Genomic DNA, 20,978 nt, shown 5'->3' with positions numbered 1-20,978 from the left:
CTCTCTAATGATATTGACAAACTTCTTGCCCTTGTGGGATGAAACAGCCCTGCTTGTAAAGGGGGGAAAAAAGAAATATAGTTCCCTCCCCAATACATACGGGGAGGGTTAGGGTGGGGTAAAACCCGGATTTGTCAATTATTTCCAACTTGTGTGTACACGGTAGCCTATAGGATAGAAGTTTTGTAAATCCTATCCGTGAAAAATTAAGGTTTTAAATAGATTTATTCAGCAAAATTACTTAAGTAATTTTCAAAAATATGTAGTAACTTTATCCTAAAACGCCGGAAATGACAAACGGGATGGAACTTTTTGATAACCTACACCTTGCTATGTTTAGCGGCAAAGGTGGAGTCGGAAAAACGACAATCTCCTGCACCTTTGCATATCGTTGGGCGCAGAAATTTAGCAATGAGCAAATTCTTTTAATCTCAACCGATCCAGCTCACTCTCTTGGAGATGTCTTACAAGTTAGCGTTGATGACATTCCTCGTCCCATAGCAGAACTACCCAATCTACTAGTAAGGGCGTTGGATGCAAAGCTTCTGCTACAAAAGTTTAAAGAACGTTATGGTCAGGTATTAGAACTGCTAGTGGAACGGGGTAGTTTTGTTGAAGGAGAAGACTTGTCTCCAGTTTGGGATTTAAATTGGCCTGGACTGGACGAATTGATGGGTTTGTTAGAGATCCAACGCCTTTTCAACGAACAGCAGGTAGATCGAGTAGTAGTAGATATGGCTCCTAGCGGTCACACTCTCAACTTGTTTGGATTGATGGATTTTTTAGACACTTTCCTCCACTCTCTGGAACTGTTTCAAGAAAAGCATCGGTATATTAGCAAGACCTTTGCTGGAAGTTACACACCCGATCGCGCTGACGACTTTTTGCACACCCTGAAAGCTGAACTTTCCCAAGGTCGCCGTCTGCTTCAAGATCCTAAGCATACAGCTTGTTTGTTGGTTGCGATCGCCGAACCAATGAGTTGGTTGGAGTCAAAACGATTCCTAGAAGCCTTACAAACCATGCAGGTTCCTTGCGGAGGGTTGTTTGTTAACCAAGTTCTTGCCAGTGCAACTGACCCAGATCGTTACCAAGAACAACAACCCCTAATCGGCCAGTATACGGATCTTGCTAACGGAAAGCCGATTTTTATTGTGCCACAGCAAGATAAAGAGCCTTTAGGGATTCTAGCCCTCAGCCATCTGATCAACCAAATCCATGTTCCTCAGCTTGAACCGCTATCTCCTATCGATCTACTCCCAGTTCAATGGCCGGAAACAATTCCTCCTAGCTTTGGAGATTTTCTCACCAAAGGTCGTCGCCTGTTACTAATTGGCGGTAAGGGTGGAGTAGGCAAAACCACAGTAGCAGCTGCCATTGGTTGGGCTATGGCTCAACAACATCCCGATCGCAAAATCCGCATGGTTTCCATCGATCCTGCTCACTCCTTGGGTGATGCCTTTGGTTTGAGTTTAGGACACGAACCATATCAAATAACTGCCAATCTTCGAGGTCAGGAAGTGGATAGCGATCGCATTGTCGATCAATTCAGAGCCGATTACCTATGGGAACTGGCCGAAATGATGAGTGGCGAAACCCAAACAAGCGAAACTATTGAAATGGCTTATGCTCCTGTTGCTTGGCGCAAAATTGTCGGTCAAGCTTTACCAGGGATTGACGAAATGCTTTCCCTGTTAACAGTAATGGAATTGCTAGAGCAACAAGAAGAAGACTTGATTATTTTAGACACTGCTCCTACAGGTCATCTTCTGCGTTTTCTAGAAATGCCAACTGCACTAGCAGACTGGCTAGCATGGATTTTCAAACTCTGGATCAAGTATCAAAATGTTCTTGGTCGTACAGAGTTCATGGGGCGTTTACGAACTTTGCGACAGCGCGTAGTCAAAGCCCAAAAAGTGCTAAAAGACCCACAACAAACAGAGTTCATTGGGGTTACACTTAACCAGGCTAGCGTACTTGCCGAACAACAACGCCTGTTCAAATCTATGCAAGAAATAGGTGTAAGTCAGAATTACCTTGTTCTCAACCGCTTTACTTCTACAGCAACCATTAATTGCGATTTTCCAGGTTTGACAATGGTTCGCTTACCAATGCTTCCTCGCTCAGTTCAGCCTTTAGAACGCATCCAAGCAGCAGCCGGTTGTTTATTTTAACAGCTAATTAGACTAAATACTTTCATACCCAAAGAGAAATTTATTATGCATCGCACTCCAAACCGCAGACAAATTCAAGCCAAACTTAGCACCATGCCTCCTCAACGTTCTCAAGCAACAGCTTACTTAAATGCTTACAAAATGATGTTAGAGAAAGAGCGTTTAGAGCAGGAACTAGAGAAACTCGAAGCACGCCGACATGAGATTCAGCAGCGTCTTGCTATTTTAAATAGTCAAACAATTGCTGAAGAGAACACGATCCATCAGCAAACGAATACTGGCTTGGAGGACAATACACCAAAATTCAAAACCTTAACATTGGAATACTAATGCAAGAATCACACAAGCTGATCTCTTGCACCTAACGGAATAAACACTGGATGCGTAAACTAAACGTACAAAGTATCACATGACTTTTAACTAGGCTGATACTGTAGAAATTACGTAGAAAGTTAATTAATTATAATGCAAAAAACAGTATTTTAGCTGGTTACAAGATAGCTTAAGCGTTAGTATTCTGTATCACAGTACATATAAATATATAATGCTTATTTAGCTTTGCTGAGGCAATCATAGCGACTAAATTTAGTTTTACAAATATTTTATGTATAAATCTATAACTCTACATTTAAAAAATACAAAAACATGAATTTAAAAGAGCGTGTTCACTGGTTGCAAAGAGAAAATAATCCTCATCGAAAAACGGCTGTCACTTTTTCTTATTTAGGTAAGTTAAAACCAACTAATGGTAGAGAAATACAGGAATGTAAAAACTATTTACAAAGTTTATTATTTCAATCAATTTTAGAAAATTCTGTTTCTAAATATCCTTTAATTATTGGATTAACTGAATCTGGGATTATTCCATCTACATTGATGTATCAAAATGCTAAAGAGCAAGGAATTAATGCACAATGGTTATGTTCAACTCGCAGGTCTGCTACCGGAATTTGTTTTAGCGAAACCCATTCACATAGTCCAAATCATGTATTACCTTTGCCAGAAGAGCAGCCAACAGAATTGTGGTTTGTAGAAGATGAAATTACAACTGGCAGAACAATTCTAAAATTAGCTTTACACTTATGTTCGTTGTTCAATGTTAAGTACATTAGGTTTTTTGCACTAGCTGATACTCGCTCAACAGTACAAATTGATTATTTTACAACTACTTTAGCTAGTTATAATATTCAGTCTCATACCTATAGTTTAATCAAAAAAGAATATTCAGACAATACAGAAAATCGAAATGTATTAATATCAAAGATAGAAAAAAATATTCAAACTAATGTAAAAAATAGCGACTGGCTTTTTTCTAAATTCAGACCTTATTTACAAGCACAATTTGATATATTAACAGACTTGCCAACAAATTTGTTTGGTATTGTTTTTGTTATTGGAGAGGCAATTGATATTGGTATAAGGTTAGTCCAGCTTAATCCATTATTATCATTTCAACATATTACTTTGAGTCCTTGGGTGGTTGACAAAACCAATATTTTAAATAAATTACAAATTTGCCAAAAGTATTATTTTTACAACTACAGAGAGCTAAAGTTACCAGTTTATATTTTTAGCGATCCAATTGATCGGGAAATAGAATTAGAAGCTAAATACATCCTTGCTCAAGAAGGTATTCAAGTTAATTCTTTGGAATTAAATTCATTATTAACAGCCTTCTGAAATGAATCTATCAACAAGTTTAGTCCGAACAAATCTGTGGAATCAGCCAGTATATGCCCAGTTTCTTCAAGAAATTGACCCTTTTGCAGATAAAGAGTACTTCCGCTCTTTAAACATGGCTTATGATGGCAAAAATACATTTTGGTCGCTTCCTTCACCTGAACCTAATCTAGATAACGAATTTTGGCAATTGGTAATATCAGAGCTAGCAGATGAAAGAATTCAGCAGGCTGCTTCTCGTTTAGCTGCTTCTATTGCCACATGGGAAGCTGACCCTAGCAAGCTAGTTTTTGTTGCTATTTTGCGAGCAGGAGTTCCAATTGCAGACTGGCTTTGTCGTTTGTTACCTGGTTCTGTTGCTGTTTCTTTGTCTTTGTTTAGCGGTATAGGTATTGATAAAGTTGCTCTCCAGCAAGTGCGATCGCAGTATCCACAGAGAAAAATTATCTTTGTTGACGGCTGGACGGGACGAGGTGGCGTTGCCAGAGAGTTGTCAAAACAGGAATTGCAGCCATTTGCAGTTCTAGTAGATCCTTGGGGATGGGCAGATTTTTCTGGTACTCAAGATGATTTATTATGTCCAACTGCCTGTTTCACTGGAGTAGCAACGTTTGGTTTCTCTAGAACTTTCTACGTAAATGAAGCAAATCTATTTGCTGCTTACCTGTTTCCCCAACAATACTATCGCGATCAATTAGTAAAAACTTGGCAAAAGCATTGTCCAGGAATAATATCAAAGCCTAATACTCATCCACAACGATTTTTCAAATCTACTGCTATGAGAATTCATAGCAATGAAGTATGCCGAGCATTAATTAATGCTAATCCTGAAGTAATTTATTTTGCCGATGACCTAAATCATGTAAAAGCCAACTATCAATTATTACTAGCACTTGCCGAAATTAAGCAAGTAAAAGTTAATTATAATTGTCAAGATTTATCCGATTATAAAACTCGCGTTGCTTGCTTCTTAAGGAATTCGGCTAATGGATAATAATCAACAAGTATTAGTTGTAGATTTAGATGGAACTTTGCTGCATCCAGAACCAGAAGCGATCGCAGTACCAGGTAGAGTAAGTTGTAGATATCTAAGTCAAAAATCCGCTAACTTGTTAGCCAAGATTAGTAAACTTATACCAATAGTTATTGCGACTGCCCGTAATGCCCAAAATATTAAACAACTAGTTCAACAAATTCCAGATGTTTACTTTTGTGGATTTGTTACTGAAAACGGGTTAGTAGCAAAATTTTATCTAGACGAAACACCTATTGCTAAAAGTAATTGGAATGCCGTTACCAACTTACTACCAAACTGGTCAAAACTTACAGGATATGAAAATTGTTTAGGGTTGATTCCCCCAAAATATTTTGAGAATAGTGATAGCTATTTGCAGAAAATTTTATTTGAAAATAACATACCTGGATATATATATTTGGATGGACAAAAATATTTTATTTACCCTTCCATGCCTAGTAAATTAAAAGGTATTCGATTTCTAAATTTTTTTCCATTAATTACTTTAGGAAATGATTTAAATGATTTAGATATGTTAAACGCTAGTCCTTATACAGCTACTTTAAGTACTGCTCATGAGGAAGTGAAAGAGGTTGTTAATCACAAAGGTGGTTATTGCTCATCTTTAAATTCCCATGCTGCTACAGAAGAACTATTGTTATGGACTTACGAACTAGTAACTTCTCTTTTGAACTATTCAAATTTACAACTAGTGTAAATTATCATTTTGCAACTAAAACAGGAACCATATTATGACTTTCTTTACTTGGGTAAAAGACCAGCAAAAAAACTTACAAGATTCTATTTCAAAGTTTAAAAACAAAGAATTTATGGATGCTGTCGTAGCTGGATGTGCTTTGGTAGCTGCTGCGGATGGAACTATTGATTCTGCCGAAAAACAAAAGATGGCTGGTTTTATTAATCGAAGTGAAGAACTTCGTGTTTTCGATATGAATCATGTAATTGATAGATTCAATCATTTTGTGAGTGGTTTCGAGTTTGACTCGATTATTGGTAAAGGAGAAGCACTAAAAGCTATCGGTAAGCTCAAGAAAAATTCCGAAGCTTCCAGATTAGTGATTAGAGTATGTTGTGCTATTGGTTCTGCTGATAATAATTTTGATGAATATGAGAAGCAAGTTGTTCGAGAAATTTGTCATCACTTAGATTTGGCTCCATCAGAGTTCCACTTATAAATAAATTTTGTGTCTTTTTTATAATTGAGTACTTTTTCAGAGATAGTTAACTGAAAAAGTACTCAATTATATTTTTTCCAAAGTATAATTTCATGTTTTAGCTATGAACAATTAATTTCTTTACTATTTTATATATATAAATTAATAATTTGAAATATTTTTAATTAGAAACATTTCAGTATTTTTACCGCTTCATGTAAGTATAAACTTCTTCTATAATTACATTTAAAGTTACTAGCTAAAAAGTTTTTTAATAATTAAGATTGGCAAATGCCAAATCTAATTGGAAAGGTAGAAAAAATTGCCAGTAATTTAATTGTTTAAAATCTCAAGTCTTTATTTATGACTGATTCTGAGTAAATCAAGAACAGCTACTTGAGTGCGTCTATCCTCCGCTTTAATTTAAAGGAGATTGAATAGTGACAATCACACTGGCAAAAGGACAACGTGTATCTCTTGAGAAAGTTGCGCCAGGTCTTTCTCAAGTTTTTATTGGTCTTGGATGGGATGTTAAGTCTACTGATACTGGTACTGATTTTGATTTGGATGCCTCAATTTTTCTCCTAAATGCTAATGACAAGTTAGTATCTGAATCTCATTTAGTTTTTTACAACAATCCTACAAGTCCTGATACTAATAAGTCAGTACAACATTTAGGAGATAATCTGACGGGTAAAGGTAAAGGAGACGATGAGACTATCAAAATTTCTCTGAATCAAGTACCTAGTGAGGTTGAAAAAATCGCTATAGCTGTAACTATTCACGAAGCAGAAAAACGTAATCAAAATTTTGGTCAAGTACAAAATGCATTTGTACGTCTTGTCAATGAGCAAACAAAGGAAGAAGCTGTCCGCTATGAACTTACAGAAGACTATTCCATTGAGACAGCATTAATCATGGCTGAACTTTATCGGAAAGATGGTGAGTGGCGTTTAAATGCGGTTGGCTCTGGCTATCAAGGTGGTTTGCAGGCACTCCTCGATCGTTACAACTAGGCAATTCTCTAAAAAGCTAAAACAATTTCATTGCAGGAAGAAGTCAGAATTCTAACTCTGCTGATTTTGACTTCTGCCCTTACATAATTGGTAACTTTTGTTAAAGGTTGAATTTAAGGAGACTAAGAAGTAATGGCAGTTACATTAACCAAAGGGCAACGTGTATCGCTTGAAAAAGTTGCACCAGGACTTACTGAGGTATTTGTTGGTCTTGGATGGGATGTCAAAGCGATGGACACTGGCTATGACTTTGACCTAGACGCATCTGCTTTTATGCTGAATAGTAACGACAAGCTAATATCTGACAACCACTTTATTTTCTACAACAATCTTACTAGCCCTGATCAAAGTAAGTCAGTTCAACATACAGGAGATAATCTTACAGGTGTAGGTGATGGTGATGATGAAGTCATCAAGATTAATCTGCAAAAAGTTCCTACTGATGTTCAGAAAATTGTCATCACTGTAACTATTCATGAAGCCGCACAAAGAAGTCAAAACTTTGGTCAGGTTCAAAATGCTTTTGTTCGTGTAGTCAATGCTCAGACTAGCCAGGAAGTAGTTAGATACGACTTAGTTGAGGATTACTCGATTGAAACTGCATTAGTCATGGCTGAAATCTATCGTAAGGACGGTGAGTGGCGTTTAAATGCTGTTGGTTCCGGCTACCAAGGTGGATTAAAAGCTTTATTAGATCGTTATAGCTAGGAAATTAGTATGGCAATTAGTTTACAAAAAGGACAGAGGATTTCCCTGTCTAAGGAAGCTCCTAATCTAACCAAGTTGATGTGTGGGTTAGGTTGGGATGTTGCAAAACGTTCAGGTGGTGGATTTTTTAGCAATTTTGGTGGTGGTGGCCATCAGTATGACCTAGATGCCTCTGTAATCTGCCTAGATGCAAACGACAAGTTAACAGCTAAAGAGAATATTATCTACTTTGGTAATCTTCAGCATCAATCAGGAGCAATCACCCATACTGGGGACAATTTAACAGGTGCAGGTGATGGTGATGACGAGGTAATCATTATAGATTTATCTCGCATCCCAACCCAGATTGCTAAGTTGGTTTTCGTAGTCAATATTTACGAATGCATTGCTCGTAAACAAGACTTTAGCCAAATTGAAAATGCCTTTGTACGCCTCGTTAATGCAGCTAATAACAAAGAATTGGCTCGATATAACCTCTCAGGTAGAGAGTATGGAGGCATGACAGGAATGATATTAGCTGAAGTGTACCGACATAATAATGAGTGGAAAATGGCGGCTGTCGGCAATGGCACTAATGTCAATGGTTTAGGGGAACTGATCAAGTCTTACTGTTGAATATCTAGGATTATGCAATCATGGCTATTACTCTGAAAAAGAGTGGCGATTCTCACAAGATAGACCTAAGTAAGGCAGGTCAATCTAAGCAGTTAACGGTTCATGTCAACCTCAACTGGAACCAACAATCTAATCAAAATGTTGGATTCTTTGGTAAATTGCTTGGTGCTGATAGTCCCCCTGACTTAGACCTGGGATGTATGTATGAGACGGTTGATGGTGCTAAAGGTGTCATTCAACCTCTGGGAGGTAACTTTGGTGCTAAAAATTCTTCTCCCTACATATTTCTTGATAAAGATGACCGTACTGGAGCGGCTTCAGACGGTGAAAATATGTTCATTTACAGGCCTGATACTATCAAACGAGTGATGTTTTTTGCCCTAATTTATCGGGGAGCAGCTGATTTTAGGTCTGTGGGTGGGCGAATGTTTTTCAAGATTAGTAATGGTGAAGAGATTTATTTAGAACTAAATAACCCAGGCGTAAATAAACCTTTATGTGCTGCGGCTATAGTTAGCAATCTCGGCTCTCAAGTAACAATTTTAAAGGAAGAAAAATACTTTAGCGGTCATCAAGAGGCAGACAAAAACTACCATTTTGGCTTTAATTGGGTAGCTGGCTCTAAGTAAAATGTCGCTTTACGATCGCCTGAATTTAACTAAGCCAAATCGTAAACTACAAATTCCCATTTGGGAACGAATTAACCTTGATAGACCTCCTAAGCCTCGCTGTCAAGGTTGTCGTTCTCGAATTCAAACGACTTGGCGAATTTGTCCCCATTGTGGATGGTTAGTAGCTGGAAAGAATAGTGAAGTTCGCCATTGCGTATGGGTTGATATTTCGGGAATGTTTGTTGGCACTGGAGATAATAGCACCATGCTAGAAGTGATGGGAGATTCTCTAGCTAAAGTCTTCAGTGCTTTTAGAAGCATCAATGTATTTTTGACTTCAGAACCACCAGATGAAAGAGAGTGGGGGCAAAATTTTACTCACATTTATGTGTTAATCGAGCAAGAACCAGTTGACTATCTAGGAATAGCTAGTTTTAGTTATGGGAAAGTTACGAATGTTGCGGCTGTGCGTATAGACCAAATACTTCGTGCTTCTGAGCAGGCTAGTCTAAATTTAGCCCAACTATCTAACTTGATTGCTAATACTATTGCCCATGAAATCGGTCATACCTTGGGATTAGATCATTCTGAATTACCCACGGATGTGATGCACGATGGACTCGACCACCGAATTCACAGCTTGATGCCTCCTTCATTTCATGCCGAGCAGATCATCTTAATGAATAATGCCATTCGCAAATATAAATCTTTGCCAACTTGACTCTTGACATAAGTCTGCGTTCTCTTTGGGATTGATAGTATTTACCGATGGTTGCAATACATTTTGTTGGAACAAAGTGACTTAGGAAGAGAAGGCATAGATTAGTCTATTTCATACACATAAAACCACTATACCTAATACAGAGGCACTACAAAAGCGATGAAAGCAGCAGGAGCTATAGTTTTCTTATTTGGTTTATTTCTTTTTTTTGGCAATATAGGTGGATTCTTCAAAACCTTTCCTTTTGCAGGATTTATAACTATGGGAGTGGGAAGTGCATTGATGAAAGCAGATGAAAATTCCCAGTAGATTCTAAAGATTTCACTACTAAATAATTGCAATGGCATGATTATGCATAGGATTTCTGAATACTTATTTGGTATTGATGTGTAATCTAGCTCGGATATAGTTTTTGACAATTTAATGGATGCAATATGCTTACTAATGAGAATAATAAGCTCAATAACGTTAAATTACCATATCAAGGATTAACTTCCGAAGAAGTTAAAGCCAATCGTCAAAAATATGGTGCTAATGTTCTGACACCACCAGAACGAGATCCATTGTGGAAATTATTTCTGGAAAAATTTGAAGACCCCGTAATTCGGATTCTGATGATTGCAGCAGCGATCGCAATTACTGTTGGGATTTTAGAGGGTGAATATGCTGAAGGTTTAGGGATTGTAGTTGCTATCTTATTAGCAACAACTCTGGCATTTATCAATGAATATAAAGCCAATCAAGAATTTGATATCCTCAATCAGGTTTATGATGAAGTTGCGATCAAAGTTATCCGCGATGGCAACTTTACCACTATCCCCCGCAAAGAGTTAGTTGTCGGAGATATTACTTACCTGGAACAAGGTGAAGAAGTCCCGGCTGATGGAGAAGTTTTAGAAGAAGTTGCCCTAGAGATTGACCAATCAAAAATTACTGGTGAGGCAGAACCAGTTAAAAAACTTACTCAAATTGACGCGAAGAATCAAGGTATTGAAGAAGGAACCTATCCTGCTTACAATATTTATCGCAGTACGATAGTTGAGCAAGGACACGGTTATTTTCAAGTCACTGCCGTTGGAGATAACACAGAAATTGGTAAATTAGCAATAGCAGTTGCGACTGTCGAAAGCGAACAAGATACACCACTCAACCATCAACTAGAAAAACTCAGTAAAGTGATTGGTGTGGTTGGTCTTGGCTTTGCTGGTCTTACTTTTGTATCTTTGCTAGTACGCGGCTTTGCTACAGGGGAGTTAAGCTTATCTTCTCAACAGTGGTATGTTGTTGGATTATTAATTACTGGTGTATTAGTAGCATTGAACCGAGTATGGCTACCTGTAGTTTTCGATGGGCTAGAATTAGCTGGTAGTAAAATTCAAGCACCAGAATGGTTGGAAAATAATGGTCTTGTTGATTGGCTAAAAACTATTGGTATCGGACTAGCCATTTTTACTATTGGACTTGCTTTGGGATATCCTCTAGGCTTAATTCCTGGTTCTGTAAATAGTTGGGTACCTAGTAATGTTGCCAAAGCATTGCTACATTATTTCATGGTAGCTGTGACAATTATTGTGGTAGCTGTGCCGGAAGGCTTGGCGATGAGCGTCACTCTCAGTCTTGCTTATAGTATGCGAAAAATGGCTGCTGCCAATAATTTAGTGCGTCGAATGCACGCTTGCGAAACTATTGGTGCGGCTACAGTGATTTGTTCTGATAAGACAGGTACTCTTACCCAAAATCAAATGCGGGTGTATGAAGTCAATTTTCCTAGTTGGGATACTCAACTAGCACCTGCACTCAAAGATATGCAAGCATTAATAGCGGAAGCGATCGCTGCTAATAGTACTGCTGATTTAGAGAAAAAACCTTTGCAGGCTCCTCGTGCCATTGGTAATGCTACCGAAGGAGCTTTACTTTTATGGCTAGATAGTCAAGAAATTGATTACATAGCCTACCGGAGTAACTTTCAGATTAAATCCCGCATTCCTTTTTCTGGTCAGAAAAAATACATGGGTACAATCGGCACTTCATCTGTTACTGGAGAGGATGTGCTTTATGTAAAAGGAGCGCCAGAAGTAATTTTAGAACGTTGTTCGCAGATTCTGACAGCACAAGGTCTAGAACCACTCCAGAATCAAGCGATGATTACTCATGCAATTAAAGAATACCAAAAGCGAGGGATGCGGGCGCTAGGCTTCGCTTACTGTAAAGTCTCAGAGTATTTAAGCGAGACAAACTTAGACGATTTGGCTCAAGAGATGGTTTGGCTAGGGTTTACAGCGATTTTAGACCCTTTGCGAAAAGAAGTACCTGATGCTATCCAAGGCTGTTTACATGCAGGAATAAACGTCAAAGTCGTTACAGGTGATAACTCGGAGACAGCTAAAGAGATTGGGCGGCAAATAGGACTTTGGGAAGAAGATGATGACTTTAATAGTGGTTATCTGCATCTTACAGGTCAACAGTTTGCCCAACTAAGCGATCGAGAAGCCAGTCAAGCAGTGCTGGAATTAAAGATACTTTCTAGAGCGCGTCCACTGGATAAGCTACGGCTAGTAAAACTATTACAGGAAAATAATCAGGTAGTAGGTGTGACCGGTGATGGCACAAACGATGCTGCTGCTCTCAAGCAAGCTCAAGTAGGTTTAGCAATGGGTAGTGGCACAGCGATCGCTAAAGAAGCTAGCGACATTATTCTTCTTGATGATTCTTTTGGCAGCATTGTAAATGCAGTTGTTTGGGGGCGATCGCTTTACCAGAACATCCAAAAATTTATTCTGTTTCAGTTAACAATTAACGTTGTAGCCTTGGGAATTGCTTTAACCGGCCCATTTATTGGAGTTGCACTGCCTCTAACAGTCACCCAAATGCTTTGGGTGAACTTGATTATGGATACTTTTGCTGCTTTGGCTTTAGCAACAGAACCACCCCATCGGAGCGTTATGCAGCGTCCTCCTCGTAATCCAGAAGCATTTATTGTCACTAAACCGATGGCACAGAATATTTTCACTACTGGATTCGCATTTTTGATGTTCCTAATAGTTTTCTTACAATATATCCGTAAGGATGGGAATATCAGCACTTATGAGCTTTCTGTGTTCTTCGCTGTGTTTGTGATGTTACAGTTTTGGAATTTGTTTAATGCTCGATGCTTGGGGTTAAAACAGTCTGCTTTTAAAGGTTTGTCTAATAACAAAGGATTCGTGGCGATCGCTATCACTATTTTGGTGGGACAAATATTGATTATTCAGTTTGGTGGTAGCGTTTTTAGAACAGTACCTTTATCTTTCACAGACTGGATAAGCGTAATTGCTGGAACGTCTATAGTTCTTTGGATTGGTGAACTTTGGCGTTTAACGATGCGAGCAAAGTTGAAAAAATCGGCACTGGTTAATTAATTTGCTTAACGCACTGGATGGTAAAGTCTTGAATCAAGGTTATACCTCCAGCCCACTGGGTTCGCGTTCCCTACTTCAGTTCATAACCTCCTCCGGCTTTTTTGCATGAACTTGGATGCGATCGCTCATTTCTACTAGTTAGCATAAAGCCGGGTATTTCAACTCAATGCTCTTTTCAAATAGATAGCTTTATACAAAAGTCGCTCGAAATAATTTATATAAAATGGAAACTGAATTAATCAAAGGTGCTAGATTTAATCTTTCTAAAGAAGCTCCCAATTTAAAGAAGGTGACTATTGGTTTAGGCTGGCAGGTAAGTCAGAATGGACAACCGTATGATATTGATGCTTCTGTATTTATGTTAGGTCTAGATAGCAAAGTTCTTAATGAAAAATATTTTGTATTCTACAACAACCTGCAATCTCCTGATACTTCTATAAAACACAGTGGAGATAATAGAACAGGAGGAGGTAATGGAGACGATGAGACGATTTATGTTGATTTATCAAAAGTCAACCCAGCTATTCAGGAAATAGTTTTTGTTGTTACTATTCACGAAGGGCAGGAAAAAAATCAAAGTTTTAGCCAAATCAAAAATGCCTTTATTAAAATTTATAATCAAGAAACAGGAAATTCTTTGGTTCGCTACAACTTGAGAGAAAATTTTTCTCAAGAGACAGCTTTGGAATTTGGGCGCTTATATAAAAAGGATGGTGAATGGCGATTTCGAGCAGTAGGAGAAGGTTATAAATCGGGACTCCAAAGTTTTGTAGATAAGTATATTGTTGAAACTAAACAGGAAGAAAAGAAAGAAGCACCTAAAGTACAAGCTTCTGAGATTCCTGTAAGAACTTCTGCTAAAGATACTAAACCACAAAATATTGATATTACAAAAAAAGCAGATATCGGCCTTTTAAAAAGGAAAGTAGATATTGTTCTAACAAAGAAAGGTATTGCTAATGTTGTAGCCAGAGTTGCGTTAGTTTTAGATATTTCTGGTTCTATGACAAATCAATATACTTCAGGTGCAGTACAGGCATTTCTTGAAAGAATAGTACCAGTGGCTAGTAGACTAGACGATGATGGTAAATTAGATGTCTGGTTTTTTGGATCAACATTCAAAAGAACAAGAATAGTGACAGAAAGCAATGTTGATGGCTATATACAAAAAGAATGTGGCGAAACCAAAAGAGCTTTACTTGTTTTTAAGATGCCCTCTCTGATGCTGGAATTAGGTAGTGGTAACAATGAATCCCTTGTAATCCGAGATGTAATCAAGAAATATACTCAAGAAGAAGCTAGTAAGTTACCTACGTTGATTGTGTTTCTTAGTGATGGCGGAGTTACTGATGAGCAAGGAATTAAAAGAGCTATAGTTGACGCAGCAAAATATCCGATATTTTGGCAATTTGTGGGTTTGGCTGGCTCTAACTACGGAATTTTAGAAAAATTAGACAATATGAATGGTCGCATTATTGATAATGCCAATTTTTTCCATGTAGATGATTTAATAAAAATTACAGATGAGCAATTGTATGAAAGATTACTAAACGAATTTCCAACTTGGATTAGAGAGGCAAGGGCTAAAAGTATATTGAGTGCTTTGTAATGGCAGTCATTGTATGAGTATATTTTCTACCAATTACTTAATTGCCAATAGGGATCAAATGAGCAATCGATACTATTGGCGCTTGAGGCATTTTTCTAATTTATTATCGGTCGTAGTTATCCCAACGTTAATTCACCCGACTGTATATCAACGACTAATCGGCGATTTGTTAACAATTGGCGACCGAGCAAAACTTCTGTTAAATCTTTGCCAACATGTACAGGTATGTCAAACTCTTGACCGTCAAATAGTACTTGACCAACATAGATTTCAAATTTTACATCTCCGCGTGCAGTTCGCATTGTTTGCTCTCGTAAACGCTCCCAACCAAGTGCATCTATATCTTGCTCATTAATCGCTAACCAATACGAAAAACCTGTATCAAACACCGCCTCAACAGGTAATTCTAATCCTTCTGATGTTATTAAATTAATTTCAAAAAGTAGTGTATCCTCATCACCAAAAAAACCGGAAATCGTCATATCGTGCCGCAAGCCCCAGACTCATTAATCCGAAAAGCATAGTGTATTTTGCCTGGATGCTGTTTGCGACACCGTAATGAAACTACTTCTAAATCTTTATCAACAAAATATTCTCCACTATCCGGTTCAACTGCAACAAACCAGTTGTAGTGAGTTTCAATTAATTCTGATTTGACTCGCTCAAAAATAGGTTTACAACGTTGGTAAAAAGCCTCGCGTTTGGCTTCATGTAGTGCTTTTTGTTCTTCATTCCACTGAATTTCGGGGAATATTCGTCCCCTGTGTGCGGTACGAGTGGGTTTGGTTTCAGTCATGGCTGATTATATTCGGAATCGCAATACTTATATTTTCTCTCATCCACACATCACAGATTAAATTCGATGAAAAAAGCCTCGCGATCGGGGGTGTAGTTCCTCCTGTGCCTTCTACCTCCTACCTTACTCTTGTGTCTCATCGCCTTCCTGCTTTTCTGCTTCCAGAATCGCTAATAAAAGAGCTTCTTCCTGAATTTCAAACTCTTCTTCAGCAATTTCTCCCATATCAAAAGCAAGTTGCAGTGCAAGAAGCTGCTTGCTGAGATTTTCTTTATCGTCAATTTCAGTACTCGCCTGTTCTAAAATTTTTTCCCCAAGCCACGTTACCCCCATTAATGGGCCAGTAATCGGTAATAGTAAGAAGCGCAGAACCATATTAATTTACACTTGTGTAGATTTGTTACAGCTGTCTCACAAGACCGTAATCTTGCTGATGACATTATATAAAACATTACTTAGTCTTATGTTGATGCCAAAATGTGTTGGATTTGAGTTCAGTTAAGGCTTATTGACATCTGTATTTTATATTCCCGATGTGCAAAAAATTACTTTTACATAAAATTATTACTTACGAGGTACTTAGAGCTTGACAACAGTATTAAATGCATCTCCCCAACGATTTGTCAATACCCCTGCTGTTCAACGCATCGCTCAACGTGCTTTGCGCTATCTACAGTCAGGTTTTTCAATACATTTACGTGGTGCAGCCGGAGTCGGAAAAACTACTCTGGCAATGCATCTCGCTGATTTGCTCAACCAGCCGATCATCCTCTTATTTGGAGATGATGAGTTTAAAACCTCAGACTTGATTGGTAATCAATTAGGTTATACCCGCAAAAAGGTTGTTGATAATTTCATCCACAGCGTTGTGAAAGTTGAGGATGAACTTAGACAACATTGGGTTGATGCACGATTAACCCTAGCTTGTAAAGAAGGATTTACGCTGGTTTACGACGAATTCAATCGATCGCACCCGGAGGTAAATAACGTTTTACTCTCCGTACTTGAAGAGAGGTTGTTGGTATTGCCAACAAATCAACAGCGAGCCGAGTATATCCGGGTTCATCCTCAGTTTCGGGCAATCTTAACATCAAATCCTCAAGAGTATTGTGGAGTTCATGCAACTCAGGATGCTTTGATGGATCGTGTTATTACCATCGATATGCCTCCACCTGATGAACTAACTCAGCAGGAAATTGTAGTTCATAAAACAGGTATAGATTCTGAGAAAGCAGAAGTAATTGTCCGCATAGTACGGACGTTTTGGAGTCGATCTAGCTCTGGACAGGGTGGTGGATTGCGTTCCTGTCTGATGATTGCCAAAATCTGCCACGAACACGAAATTTCCGTAAACCCTGGAGATCCTAGCTTCCAAGATATTTGTGCCGATATCCTGCTTTCTCGCACGAATCAACCTCTGATGGAAGCAACTCGGCTACTGGAAGAGGTTTTGAGTGAATTGCATCATAGTACAAATACTCAATCTCAGCCGACTGAGATCATACCAGACAGCCAAAATCAGATTGTATTGGAACAACGAGTACCTTACGAGCATGAAGTTTACAACTACCTGTGCAATTCTCCAGGAAGGCGTTTCTCTGAATTGGCAGTAGAACTAGGGATCGATCGCAGTCAAATTGTAGCTGCACTCAAGTCTCTCAGAGAGCAGGGAGTATTAGTACAAATGCAGGGCAATGCCGAGCCGCCGAACATCTCACAGACACTTGCTTTTGATTCTGGCCATTTAATAAACAAATGAGTACTAATACTAATCGAGGAGCTATCACCACATCAACTCAAGGTTCTACCTTGGCAGATATTCTAGAACGGGTTCTAGATAAAGGCATTGTGATAGCAGGAGATATTTCTGTTTCCGTCGGCTCCACAGAACTGCTCAACATCCGAATTCGTTTGTTGATTTCTTCTGTTGATAAAGCCAAAGAGATTGGAATTAACTGGTGGGAAAGCGACCCCTACCTCAATAGTCAAGCTCGTTCTTTATTAACAACTAATCAACAACTTCAAGAGCGTGTTGCCAGTCTAGAAACAGAACTGCGATCGCTCAAAGCACTCAATCCTATTAATCATCAGAATGCAGGCGATTAGCAAATCAAAAGGTTCCGATTCAGGTTTAGCACCGTTGTTACTGACGGTTGTTGAACTGATACGCCAACTCATGGAAGCTCAGGTGATTCGGCGAATGGATGCTGGCAACCTCAGCGATTCTGAACTAGATCGAGCTGCCGAAAGCCTGCAAAAGCTTGAACAGCAAGTTGTTCAGCTTTGCGAGATATTTGATATTGACCCAGCCGATCTAAATATTAACTTGGGTGAAATGGGAAATTTACTTCCCCAATCTGGAGGATACTACCCCGGTGAAACCTCTAGTCAACCCTCTATTCTAGAACTCCTCGATCGCCTATTAAATACGGGTGTTGTGGTTGAGGGTGACTTGGACTTAGGACTGGCTCAATTAAGCTTAGTTCATGCCAAGTTAAGATTAGTACTCACTTCTAAACCCCTTTCATAGGGTGTAGGGGGTAGGGTGTAGGGTGTAGGGAACCCAGGGTTAAAAGCGTGGGATTGAAAACTTGGACACCTTATACCTCGTGCCACTTTCATTCGGTATAATTCTTCTTTTTTGGTAAGCTCTAAACCCACTCATACAAGGATTTTCTAATCCCTGCACCCAACACCCCACACCCCACACCCTGTTTTTGGTAACTTTTTTATCTATATTCTTCTTGGTAAGACATTCTTATGAGTTATGGCTTTTACATTTACGGAATTTTGACCTTGCCTGCTCCACAAAATTTAAATTTACAGGGCATAGATCGGCAACCTGTACAAATTAAAATTTTGGATGGTTTTGCAGTTATCTACTCCGAAGCACAGCAAGAGCGTTATTTGGCAAGCCGCCGTAACCTGCTAAGTCATGAGAAAGTCCTTGAGGACATCATGGAAGCAGGCGATCGCAATTTATTACCCATGCAATTTGGACTTTTGATTTCAAGCTGGGAAACGGTTTCAGAGCAATTAATTCGTCCTCATCAAGAAGAATTGACGCAATTGCTTGCGAAGTTATCGGGTTGTCGAGAAGTTAGTGTCAAAGTTTTTTGGGATACTGAGGCAGAAATTCAGGGATTGTTAGCAGAAAATCCAAATCTCAAAACTGAAAGGGATAAGCTAGTGGGTCAACCCTTGAGTATGGAGCAAGCGATCCAAATAGGGCAAGCCATCGAACGGGGAATGAGTGATCGCAAGCAAGGCATCATCGATATATTTCAAGGCACGCTCAACTCCATTGCGATCGATATGGTGGAAAATACTCCCCAAATGGACACAATGATCTACAATGCAGCCTACCTAATTCCTTGGGAAGCAGAATCACAATTTAGCGAACACGTTGAAGCACTCGATCGTCAATTTGAAGACCGTTTGCGAATTCGCTACAACAATTTCACTGCCCCCTTTAACTTTGCTCGTCTTCGATTATTGGTTTCCAACTGAATTAATTTTTTTCACTGTTGAACAGCAATAAAAATTGAAAATCAAAAATTATTGAAAATTTTAATTTTTTTGGGAATTAATTTTTTCTGCCTTTTATTTAAGTAAAATCAATGGACGACATATTTAAAGGATTTGAACAGCTATTAGAAATTGCCAAAGCTTTAGAAGAAAAAGTAGAGAAAGGAGAGTTAAAAACTTCTATTGAAATTCGCTCTCATAATCTCAGCAGTATTCCCCGGCAAGGCAATATTCCGAGAAAAACTAGTTCCAGCCGAGTTCGAGCCAATTCTACTGATGCAGCTGCACCAATGGATAATGCTGATGATGTCACCACCCCATCAGCTAACAAGAACTCAAAAGCTTCTTGGCAAGGTGTCGGCGGCTTGGGTGATGTTCTCAAGGAAATCAGAGAGTTAGTCGAAATTCCCCTTAAACGTCCAGATTTATTGGTTAAATTAGGGTTAGAGCCTCCGCGTGGGGTTTTGCTAGTTGGCCCGCCCGGTACGGGAAAAACTTTAACAGCCCGTGTTTTGGCAGAAGAATTAGAGTTAAACTACATTGCCATCAATGGCCCAGAGGTAATGAGCAAGTATTACGGGGAAGCAGAAGCTCGTTTACGAAATATTTTTGAGAAAGCAACTCGTTCTGCTCCCTGCTTGATATTTATTGACGAAATTGATAGCCTTGCCCCAGATCGCAGCCAAGTGGAAGGCGAAGTTGAAAAAAGATTAGTAGCGCAGTTGCTTGGGTTAATGGATGGGTTTGCCAAAACCGAGGGCGTACTTGTATTAGCGGCAACAAATCGTCCCGATTATCTCGATCCGGCGCTGCGTCGTCCGGGACGCTTCGATCGCGAAGTTCAGTTTCGGGTTCCCGATCGCAATGGACGATTGGAAATTCTCACGATTTTAACAAGTGCTATGCCCTTGGAGACTGCGGTTAATTTAGGAGCGATCGCTGATTTAGCCGTCGGTTTTGTCGGTGCCGATATCAAAGCTCTTTGTCAAAAAGCAGCCTACATTGCCCTACGTCGTCAAGTCCCCTCGCTCAACAGTCCCATTCCTGAGAACATGGCTGTTATGCAGCAGGATTTTCTAGAAGCAATTAAGGAGATAAAACCCTCAGTTCTCAGGGATGTAGCAGTTGAAGCACCAAGTGTCAGTTGGGATGACATTGGTGGTTTGGATGATGTGAAACAAAAACTTCAAGAATCTGTAGAGGGCGCACTCCTTTATCCCGAACTATACGAGCAAACTAAAGCCAAGCCTCCCCGTGGGATTCTGTTGTGGGGGCCGCCGGGAACGGGAAAAACATTACTTGCAAAAGCGATCGCTTCGCAAGCTAGAGCCAACTTTATTGCTGTGAATGGCCCGGAATTACTCAGCCGATGGGTAGGAGCCGCAGAACAAGCAGTTAGAGAACTCTTTCGCAAAGCTCGACAAGCAGCGCCTTGCGTTGTGTTTGTAGATGAAATTGATACCTTAGCACCAGCACGGGGAAGATTCACTGGTGATTCTGGAGTTAGCGATCGCGTTGTCGGTCAACTACTCACCGAACTGGATGGGTTGCATGAATGCCCTAAAGTATTGTTAGTAGGAGCAACCAATCGTCCAGAAACCCTCGATCCTGCTTTACTCAGAGCAGGAAGATTGGACTTACAAATCAAAATCGATCTCCCAGATAGAGCCAGCCGATTAGCGATTTTACGAGTTCACAATCTAGATCGTCCCTTGCTTGATGTCGATTTAGAAACCTGGGCGACAGTTACCGAGGGTTGGAATGGCGCAGACTTGGCTTTGTTGAGCAATCAAGCTGCTTTAAGCGCAATTCGTCGATACCGCGCCCAAGGATTGACTGACTCCAGCCTGATTCAGATTACAAATGATGATTTCCAAGTTACATACCAAATGCTTGATAATCAGCACCAATCTGAATAGTCTCTGACTTGAA

22 protein-coding genes are annotated in these 20,978 nt (G+C 39.3%); 19 read left to right on the top strand and 3 right to left on the bottom strand.

Annotated elements, in window-relative coordinates:
• Positions 1-290 precede the first annotated feature (290 nt).
• The 14 genes from RMZ42_RS24765 to RMZ42_RS24700 all read left to right on the top strand — a co-directional run bounded on the left by RMZ42_RS24765 (position 291) and on the right by RMZ42_RS24700 (position 14,722).
• Entirely contained in the window at positions 291-2,174 is a 1,884-nt protein-coding gene (locus RMZ42_RS24765) for an ArsA family ATPase (protein ID WP_322673902.1), read from the top strand.
• A gap of 45 nt (positions 2,175-2,219) precedes the next feature.
• On the top strand, positions 2,220-2,504 hold the full coding sequence (locus RMZ42_RS24760; protein ID WP_322673901.1) for a hypothetical protein: 285 nt from the start codon (positions 2,220-2,222) through the stop codon (positions 2,502-2,504).
• A 315-nt stretch (positions 2,505-2,819) separates the two neighbouring features.
• A complete protein-coding gene (locus RMZ42_RS24755) occupies positions 2,820-3,854 on the top strand; it encodes a phosphoribosyltransferase domain-containing protein (protein WP_322673900.1) in 1,035 nt (344 codons plus the stop codon).
• Position 3,855: 1 nt separating this feature from the next.
• Positions 3,856-4,848 (top strand): cysteine protease StiP domain-containing protein, encoded by a 993-nt coding sequence (locus RMZ42_RS24750; RefSeq protein WP_322673899.1) that lies wholly within the window; start codon positions 3,856-3,858, stop codon positions 4,846-4,848.
• Entirely contained in the window at positions 4,841-5,587 is a 747-nt protein-coding gene (locus RMZ42_RS24745; protein WP_322673898.1) for an HAD hydrolase family protein, read from the top strand. Before RMZ42_RS24750 ends, RMZ42_RS24745 begins: the two co-directional genes overlap by 8 nt.
• A 34-nt stretch (positions 5,588-5,621) precedes the next feature.
• Positions 5,622-6,065 carry a tellurite resistance TerB family protein gene (locus RMZ42_RS24740; protein WP_322673897.1) on the top strand — a complete coding sequence of 148 codons (444 nt, stop codon included), beginning with the start codon at positions 5,622-5,624 and terminating at the stop codon, positions 6,063-6,065.
• A 416-nt stretch (positions 6,066-6,481) separates the two neighbouring features.
• Positions 6,482-7,060 (top strand): TerD family protein, encoded by a 579-nt coding sequence (locus RMZ42_RS24735; RefSeq protein ID WP_416211834.1) that lies wholly within the window; start codon positions 6,482-6,484, stop codon positions 7,058-7,060.
• Between the two features lie 132 nt (positions 7,061-7,192).
• Positions 7,193-7,768 carry a TerD family protein gene (locus RMZ42_RS24730; RefSeq protein ID WP_190878625.1) on the top strand — a complete coding sequence of 192 codons (576 nt, stop codon included), beginning with the start codon at positions 7,193-7,195 and terminating at the stop codon, positions 7,766-7,768.
• Positions 7,769-7,777: 9 nt separating this feature from the next.
• Positions 7,778-8,383: a TerD family protein gene (locus tag RMZ42_RS24725; RefSeq protein ID WP_322673895.1), complete on the top strand. Its 606-nt coding sequence runs from the start codon at positions 7,778-7,780 to the stop codon at positions 8,381-8,383.
• Positions 8,384-8,403: 20 nt separating this feature from the next.
• Complete coding sequence (locus tag RMZ42_RS24720; protein WP_322673894.1) at positions 8,404-9,012, top strand: tellurium resistance protein TerA; 609 nt, start codon at positions 8,404-8,406, stop codon at positions 9,010-9,012.
• Between the two features lies 1 nt (position 9,013).
• Entirely contained in the window at positions 9,014-9,715 is a 702-nt protein-coding gene (locus RMZ42_RS24715; protein ID WP_322673893.1) for a zinc-dependent metalloprotease family protein, read from the top strand.
• A gap of 159 nt (positions 9,716-9,874) precedes the next feature.
• Positions 9,875-10,024, top strand: a complete 150-nt coding sequence (locus RMZ42_RS24710; RefSeq protein WP_322673892.1) for a hypothetical protein — start codon at positions 9,875-9,877, stop codon at positions 10,022-10,024.
• Positions 10,025-10,149: 125 nt separating this feature from the next.
• Positions 10,150-13,113, top strand: a complete 2,964-nt coding sequence (locus RMZ42_RS24705) for a calcium-translocating P-type ATPase, PMCA-type (protein ID WP_322673891.1) — start codon at positions 10,150-10,152, stop codon at positions 13,111-13,113.
• A 223-nt stretch (positions 13,114-13,336) separates the two neighbouring features.
• On the top strand, positions 13,337-14,722 hold the full coding sequence (locus RMZ42_RS24700) for a VWA domain-containing protein (RefSeq protein WP_322673890.1): 1,386 nt from the start codon (positions 13,337-13,339) through the stop codon (positions 14,720-14,722).
• Between the two features lie 116 nt (positions 14,723-14,838).
• Here the strand turns inward: RMZ42_RS24700 and RMZ42_RS24695 are convergent, their stop codons facing one another.
• From RMZ42_RS24695 to RMZ42_RS24685, 3 genes are all read right to left on the bottom strand, one after another.
• Positions 14,839-15,204: a retroviral-like aspartic protease family protein gene (locus RMZ42_RS24695; protein WP_322673889.1), complete on the bottom strand. Its 366-nt coding sequence runs from the start codon at positions 15,202-15,204 to the stop codon at positions 14,839-14,841.
• Positions 15,201-15,518: a hypothetical protein gene (locus RMZ42_RS24690; protein WP_322673888.1), complete on the bottom strand. Its 318-nt coding sequence runs from the start codon at positions 15,516-15,518 to the stop codon at positions 15,201-15,203. Before RMZ42_RS24690 ends, RMZ42_RS24695 begins: the two co-directional genes overlap by 4 nt.
• Positions 15,519-15,641: 123 nt before the next feature.
• Positions 15,642-15,893 carry a gas vesicle protein GvpG gene (locus RMZ42_RS24685; protein ID WP_322673887.1) on the bottom strand — a complete coding sequence of 84 codons (252 nt, stop codon included), beginning with the start codon at positions 15,891-15,893 and terminating at the stop codon, positions 15,642-15,644.
• A 211-nt stretch (positions 15,894-16,104) separates the two neighbouring features.
• Here RMZ42_RS24685 and gvpN point away from each other — a divergent pair, with 211 nt between their 5' ends.
• The 5 genes from gvpN (at position 16,105) to RMZ42_RS24660 (ending at position 20,965) form a co-directional block, all read left to right on the top strand.
• On the top strand, positions 16,105-17,277 hold the full coding sequence (gvpN, locus tag RMZ42_RS24680; RefSeq protein WP_322673886.1) for a gas vesicle protein GvpN: 1,173 nt from the start codon (positions 16,105-16,107) through the stop codon (positions 17,275-17,277).
• On the top strand, positions 17,274-17,624 hold the full coding sequence (locus RMZ42_RS24675) for a gas vesicle protein (RefSeq protein WP_322673885.1): 351 nt from the start codon (positions 17,274-17,276) through the stop codon (positions 17,622-17,624). The genes gvpN and RMZ42_RS24675 overlap by 4 nt, the downstream gene beginning before the upstream one ends.
• Complete coding sequence (locus RMZ42_RS24670; RefSeq protein WP_322673884.1) at positions 17,611-18,048, top strand: gas vesicle protein K; 438 nt, start codon at positions 17,611-17,613, stop codon at positions 18,046-18,048. The genes RMZ42_RS24675 and RMZ42_RS24670 overlap by 14 nt, the downstream gene beginning before the upstream one ends.
• Positions 18,049-18,278: 230 nt before the next feature.
• Positions 18,279-19,028 carry a GvpL/GvpF family gas vesicle protein gene (locus RMZ42_RS24665; protein ID WP_322673883.1) on the top strand — a complete coding sequence of 250 codons (750 nt, stop codon included), beginning with the start codon at positions 18,279-18,281 and terminating at the stop codon, positions 19,026-19,028.
• A gap of 110 nt (positions 19,029-19,138) precedes the next feature.
• Entirely contained in the window at positions 19,139-20,965 is a 1,827-nt protein-coding gene (locus RMZ42_RS24660) for an AAA family ATPase (protein ID WP_322673882.1), read from the top strand.
• The last annotated feature ends 13 nt before the right edge of the window (positions 20,966-20,978 follow it).

The sequence above is a fragment of the Nostoc sp. DedQUE05 genome (assembly GCF_034530955.1).
Taxonomy (GTDB): Bacteria; Cyanobacteriota; Cyanobacteriia; order Cyanobacteriales; family Nostocaceae; genus Nostoc.
This window is presented reverse-complemented; position numbering and strand designations above follow the sequence as displayed.

Excerpts from the sequence above, each read along its gene's own strand:
- RMZ42_RS24765 (WP_322673902.1), top strand. The coding sequence starts at position 291 with ATGACAAACGGGATGGAACTTTTTGATAACCTACACCTTGCTATGTTT.
- RMZ42_RS24760 (WP_322673901.1), top strand. The coding sequence starts at position 2,220 with ATGCATCGCACTCCAAACCGCAGACAAATTCAAGCCAAACTTAGCACC.
- RMZ42_RS24755 (WP_322673900.1), top strand. The coding sequence starts at position 2,820 with ATGAATTTAAAAGAGCGTGTTCACTGGTTGCAAAGAGAAAATAATCCT.
- RMZ42_RS24750 (WP_322673899.1), top strand. The coding sequence starts at position 3,856 with ATGAATCTATCAACAAGTTTAGTCCGAACAAATCTGTGGAATCAGCCA.
- RMZ42_RS24745 (WP_322673898.1), top strand. The coding sequence starts at position 4,841 with ATGGATAATAATCAACAAGTATTAGTTGTAGATTTAGATGGAACTTTG.
- RMZ42_RS24740 (WP_322673897.1), top strand. The coding sequence starts at position 5,622 with ATGACTTTCTTTACTTGGGTAAAAGACCAGCAAAAAAACTTACAAGAT.
- RMZ42_RS24730 (WP_190878625.1), top strand. The coding sequence starts at position 7,193 with ATGGCAGTTACATTAACCAAAGGGCAACGTGTATCGCTTGAAAAAGTT.
- RMZ42_RS24725 (WP_322673895.1), top strand. The coding sequence starts at position 7,778 with ATGGCAATTAGTTTACAAAAAGGACAGAGGATTTCCCTGTCTAAGGAA.
- RMZ42_RS24720 (WP_322673894.1), top strand. The coding sequence starts at position 8,404 with ATGGCTATTACTCTGAAAAAGAGTGGCGATTCTCACAAGATAGACCTA.
- RMZ42_RS24715 (WP_322673893.1), top strand. The coding sequence starts at position 9,014 with ATGTCGCTTTACGATCGCCTGAATTTAACTAAGCCAAATCGTAAACTA.
- RMZ42_RS24710 (WP_322673892.1), top strand. The coding sequence starts at position 9,875 with ATGAAAGCAGCAGGAGCTATAGTTTTCTTATTTGGTTTATTTCTTTTT.
- RMZ42_RS24705 (WP_322673891.1), top strand. The coding sequence starts at position 10,150 with ATGCTTACTAATGAGAATAATAAGCTCAATAACGTTAAATTACCATAT.
- RMZ42_RS24700 (WP_322673890.1), top strand. The coding sequence starts at position 13,337 with ATGGAAACTGAATTAATCAAAGGTGCTAGATTTAATCTTTCTAAAGAA.
- RMZ42_RS24695 (WP_322673889.1), bottom strand. The coding sequence starts at position 15,204 with ATGACGATTTCCGGTTTTTTTGGTGATGAGGATACACTACTTTTTGAA.
- RMZ42_RS24690 (WP_322673888.1), bottom strand. The coding sequence starts at position 15,518 with ATGACTGAAACCAAACCCACTCGTACCGCACACAGGGGACGAATATTC.
- RMZ42_RS24685 (WP_322673887.1), bottom strand. The coding sequence starts at position 15,893 with ATGGTTCTGCGCTTCTTACTATTACCGATTACTGGCCCATTAATGGGG.
- RMZ42_RS24675 (WP_322673885.1), top strand. The coding sequence starts at position 17,274 with ATGAGTACTAATACTAATCGAGGAGCTATCACCACATCAACTCAAGGT.
- RMZ42_RS24670 (WP_322673884.1), top strand. The coding sequence starts at position 17,611 with ATGCAGGCGATTAGCAAATCAAAAGGTTCCGATTCAGGTTTAGCACCG.
- RMZ42_RS24665 (WP_322673883.1), top strand. The coding sequence starts at position 18,279 with ATGAGTTATGGCTTTTACATTTACGGAATTTTGACCTTGCCTGCTCCA.
- RMZ42_RS24660 (WP_322673882.1), top strand. The coding sequence starts at position 19,139 with ATGGACGACATATTTAAAGGATTTGAACAGCTATTAGAAATTGCCAAA.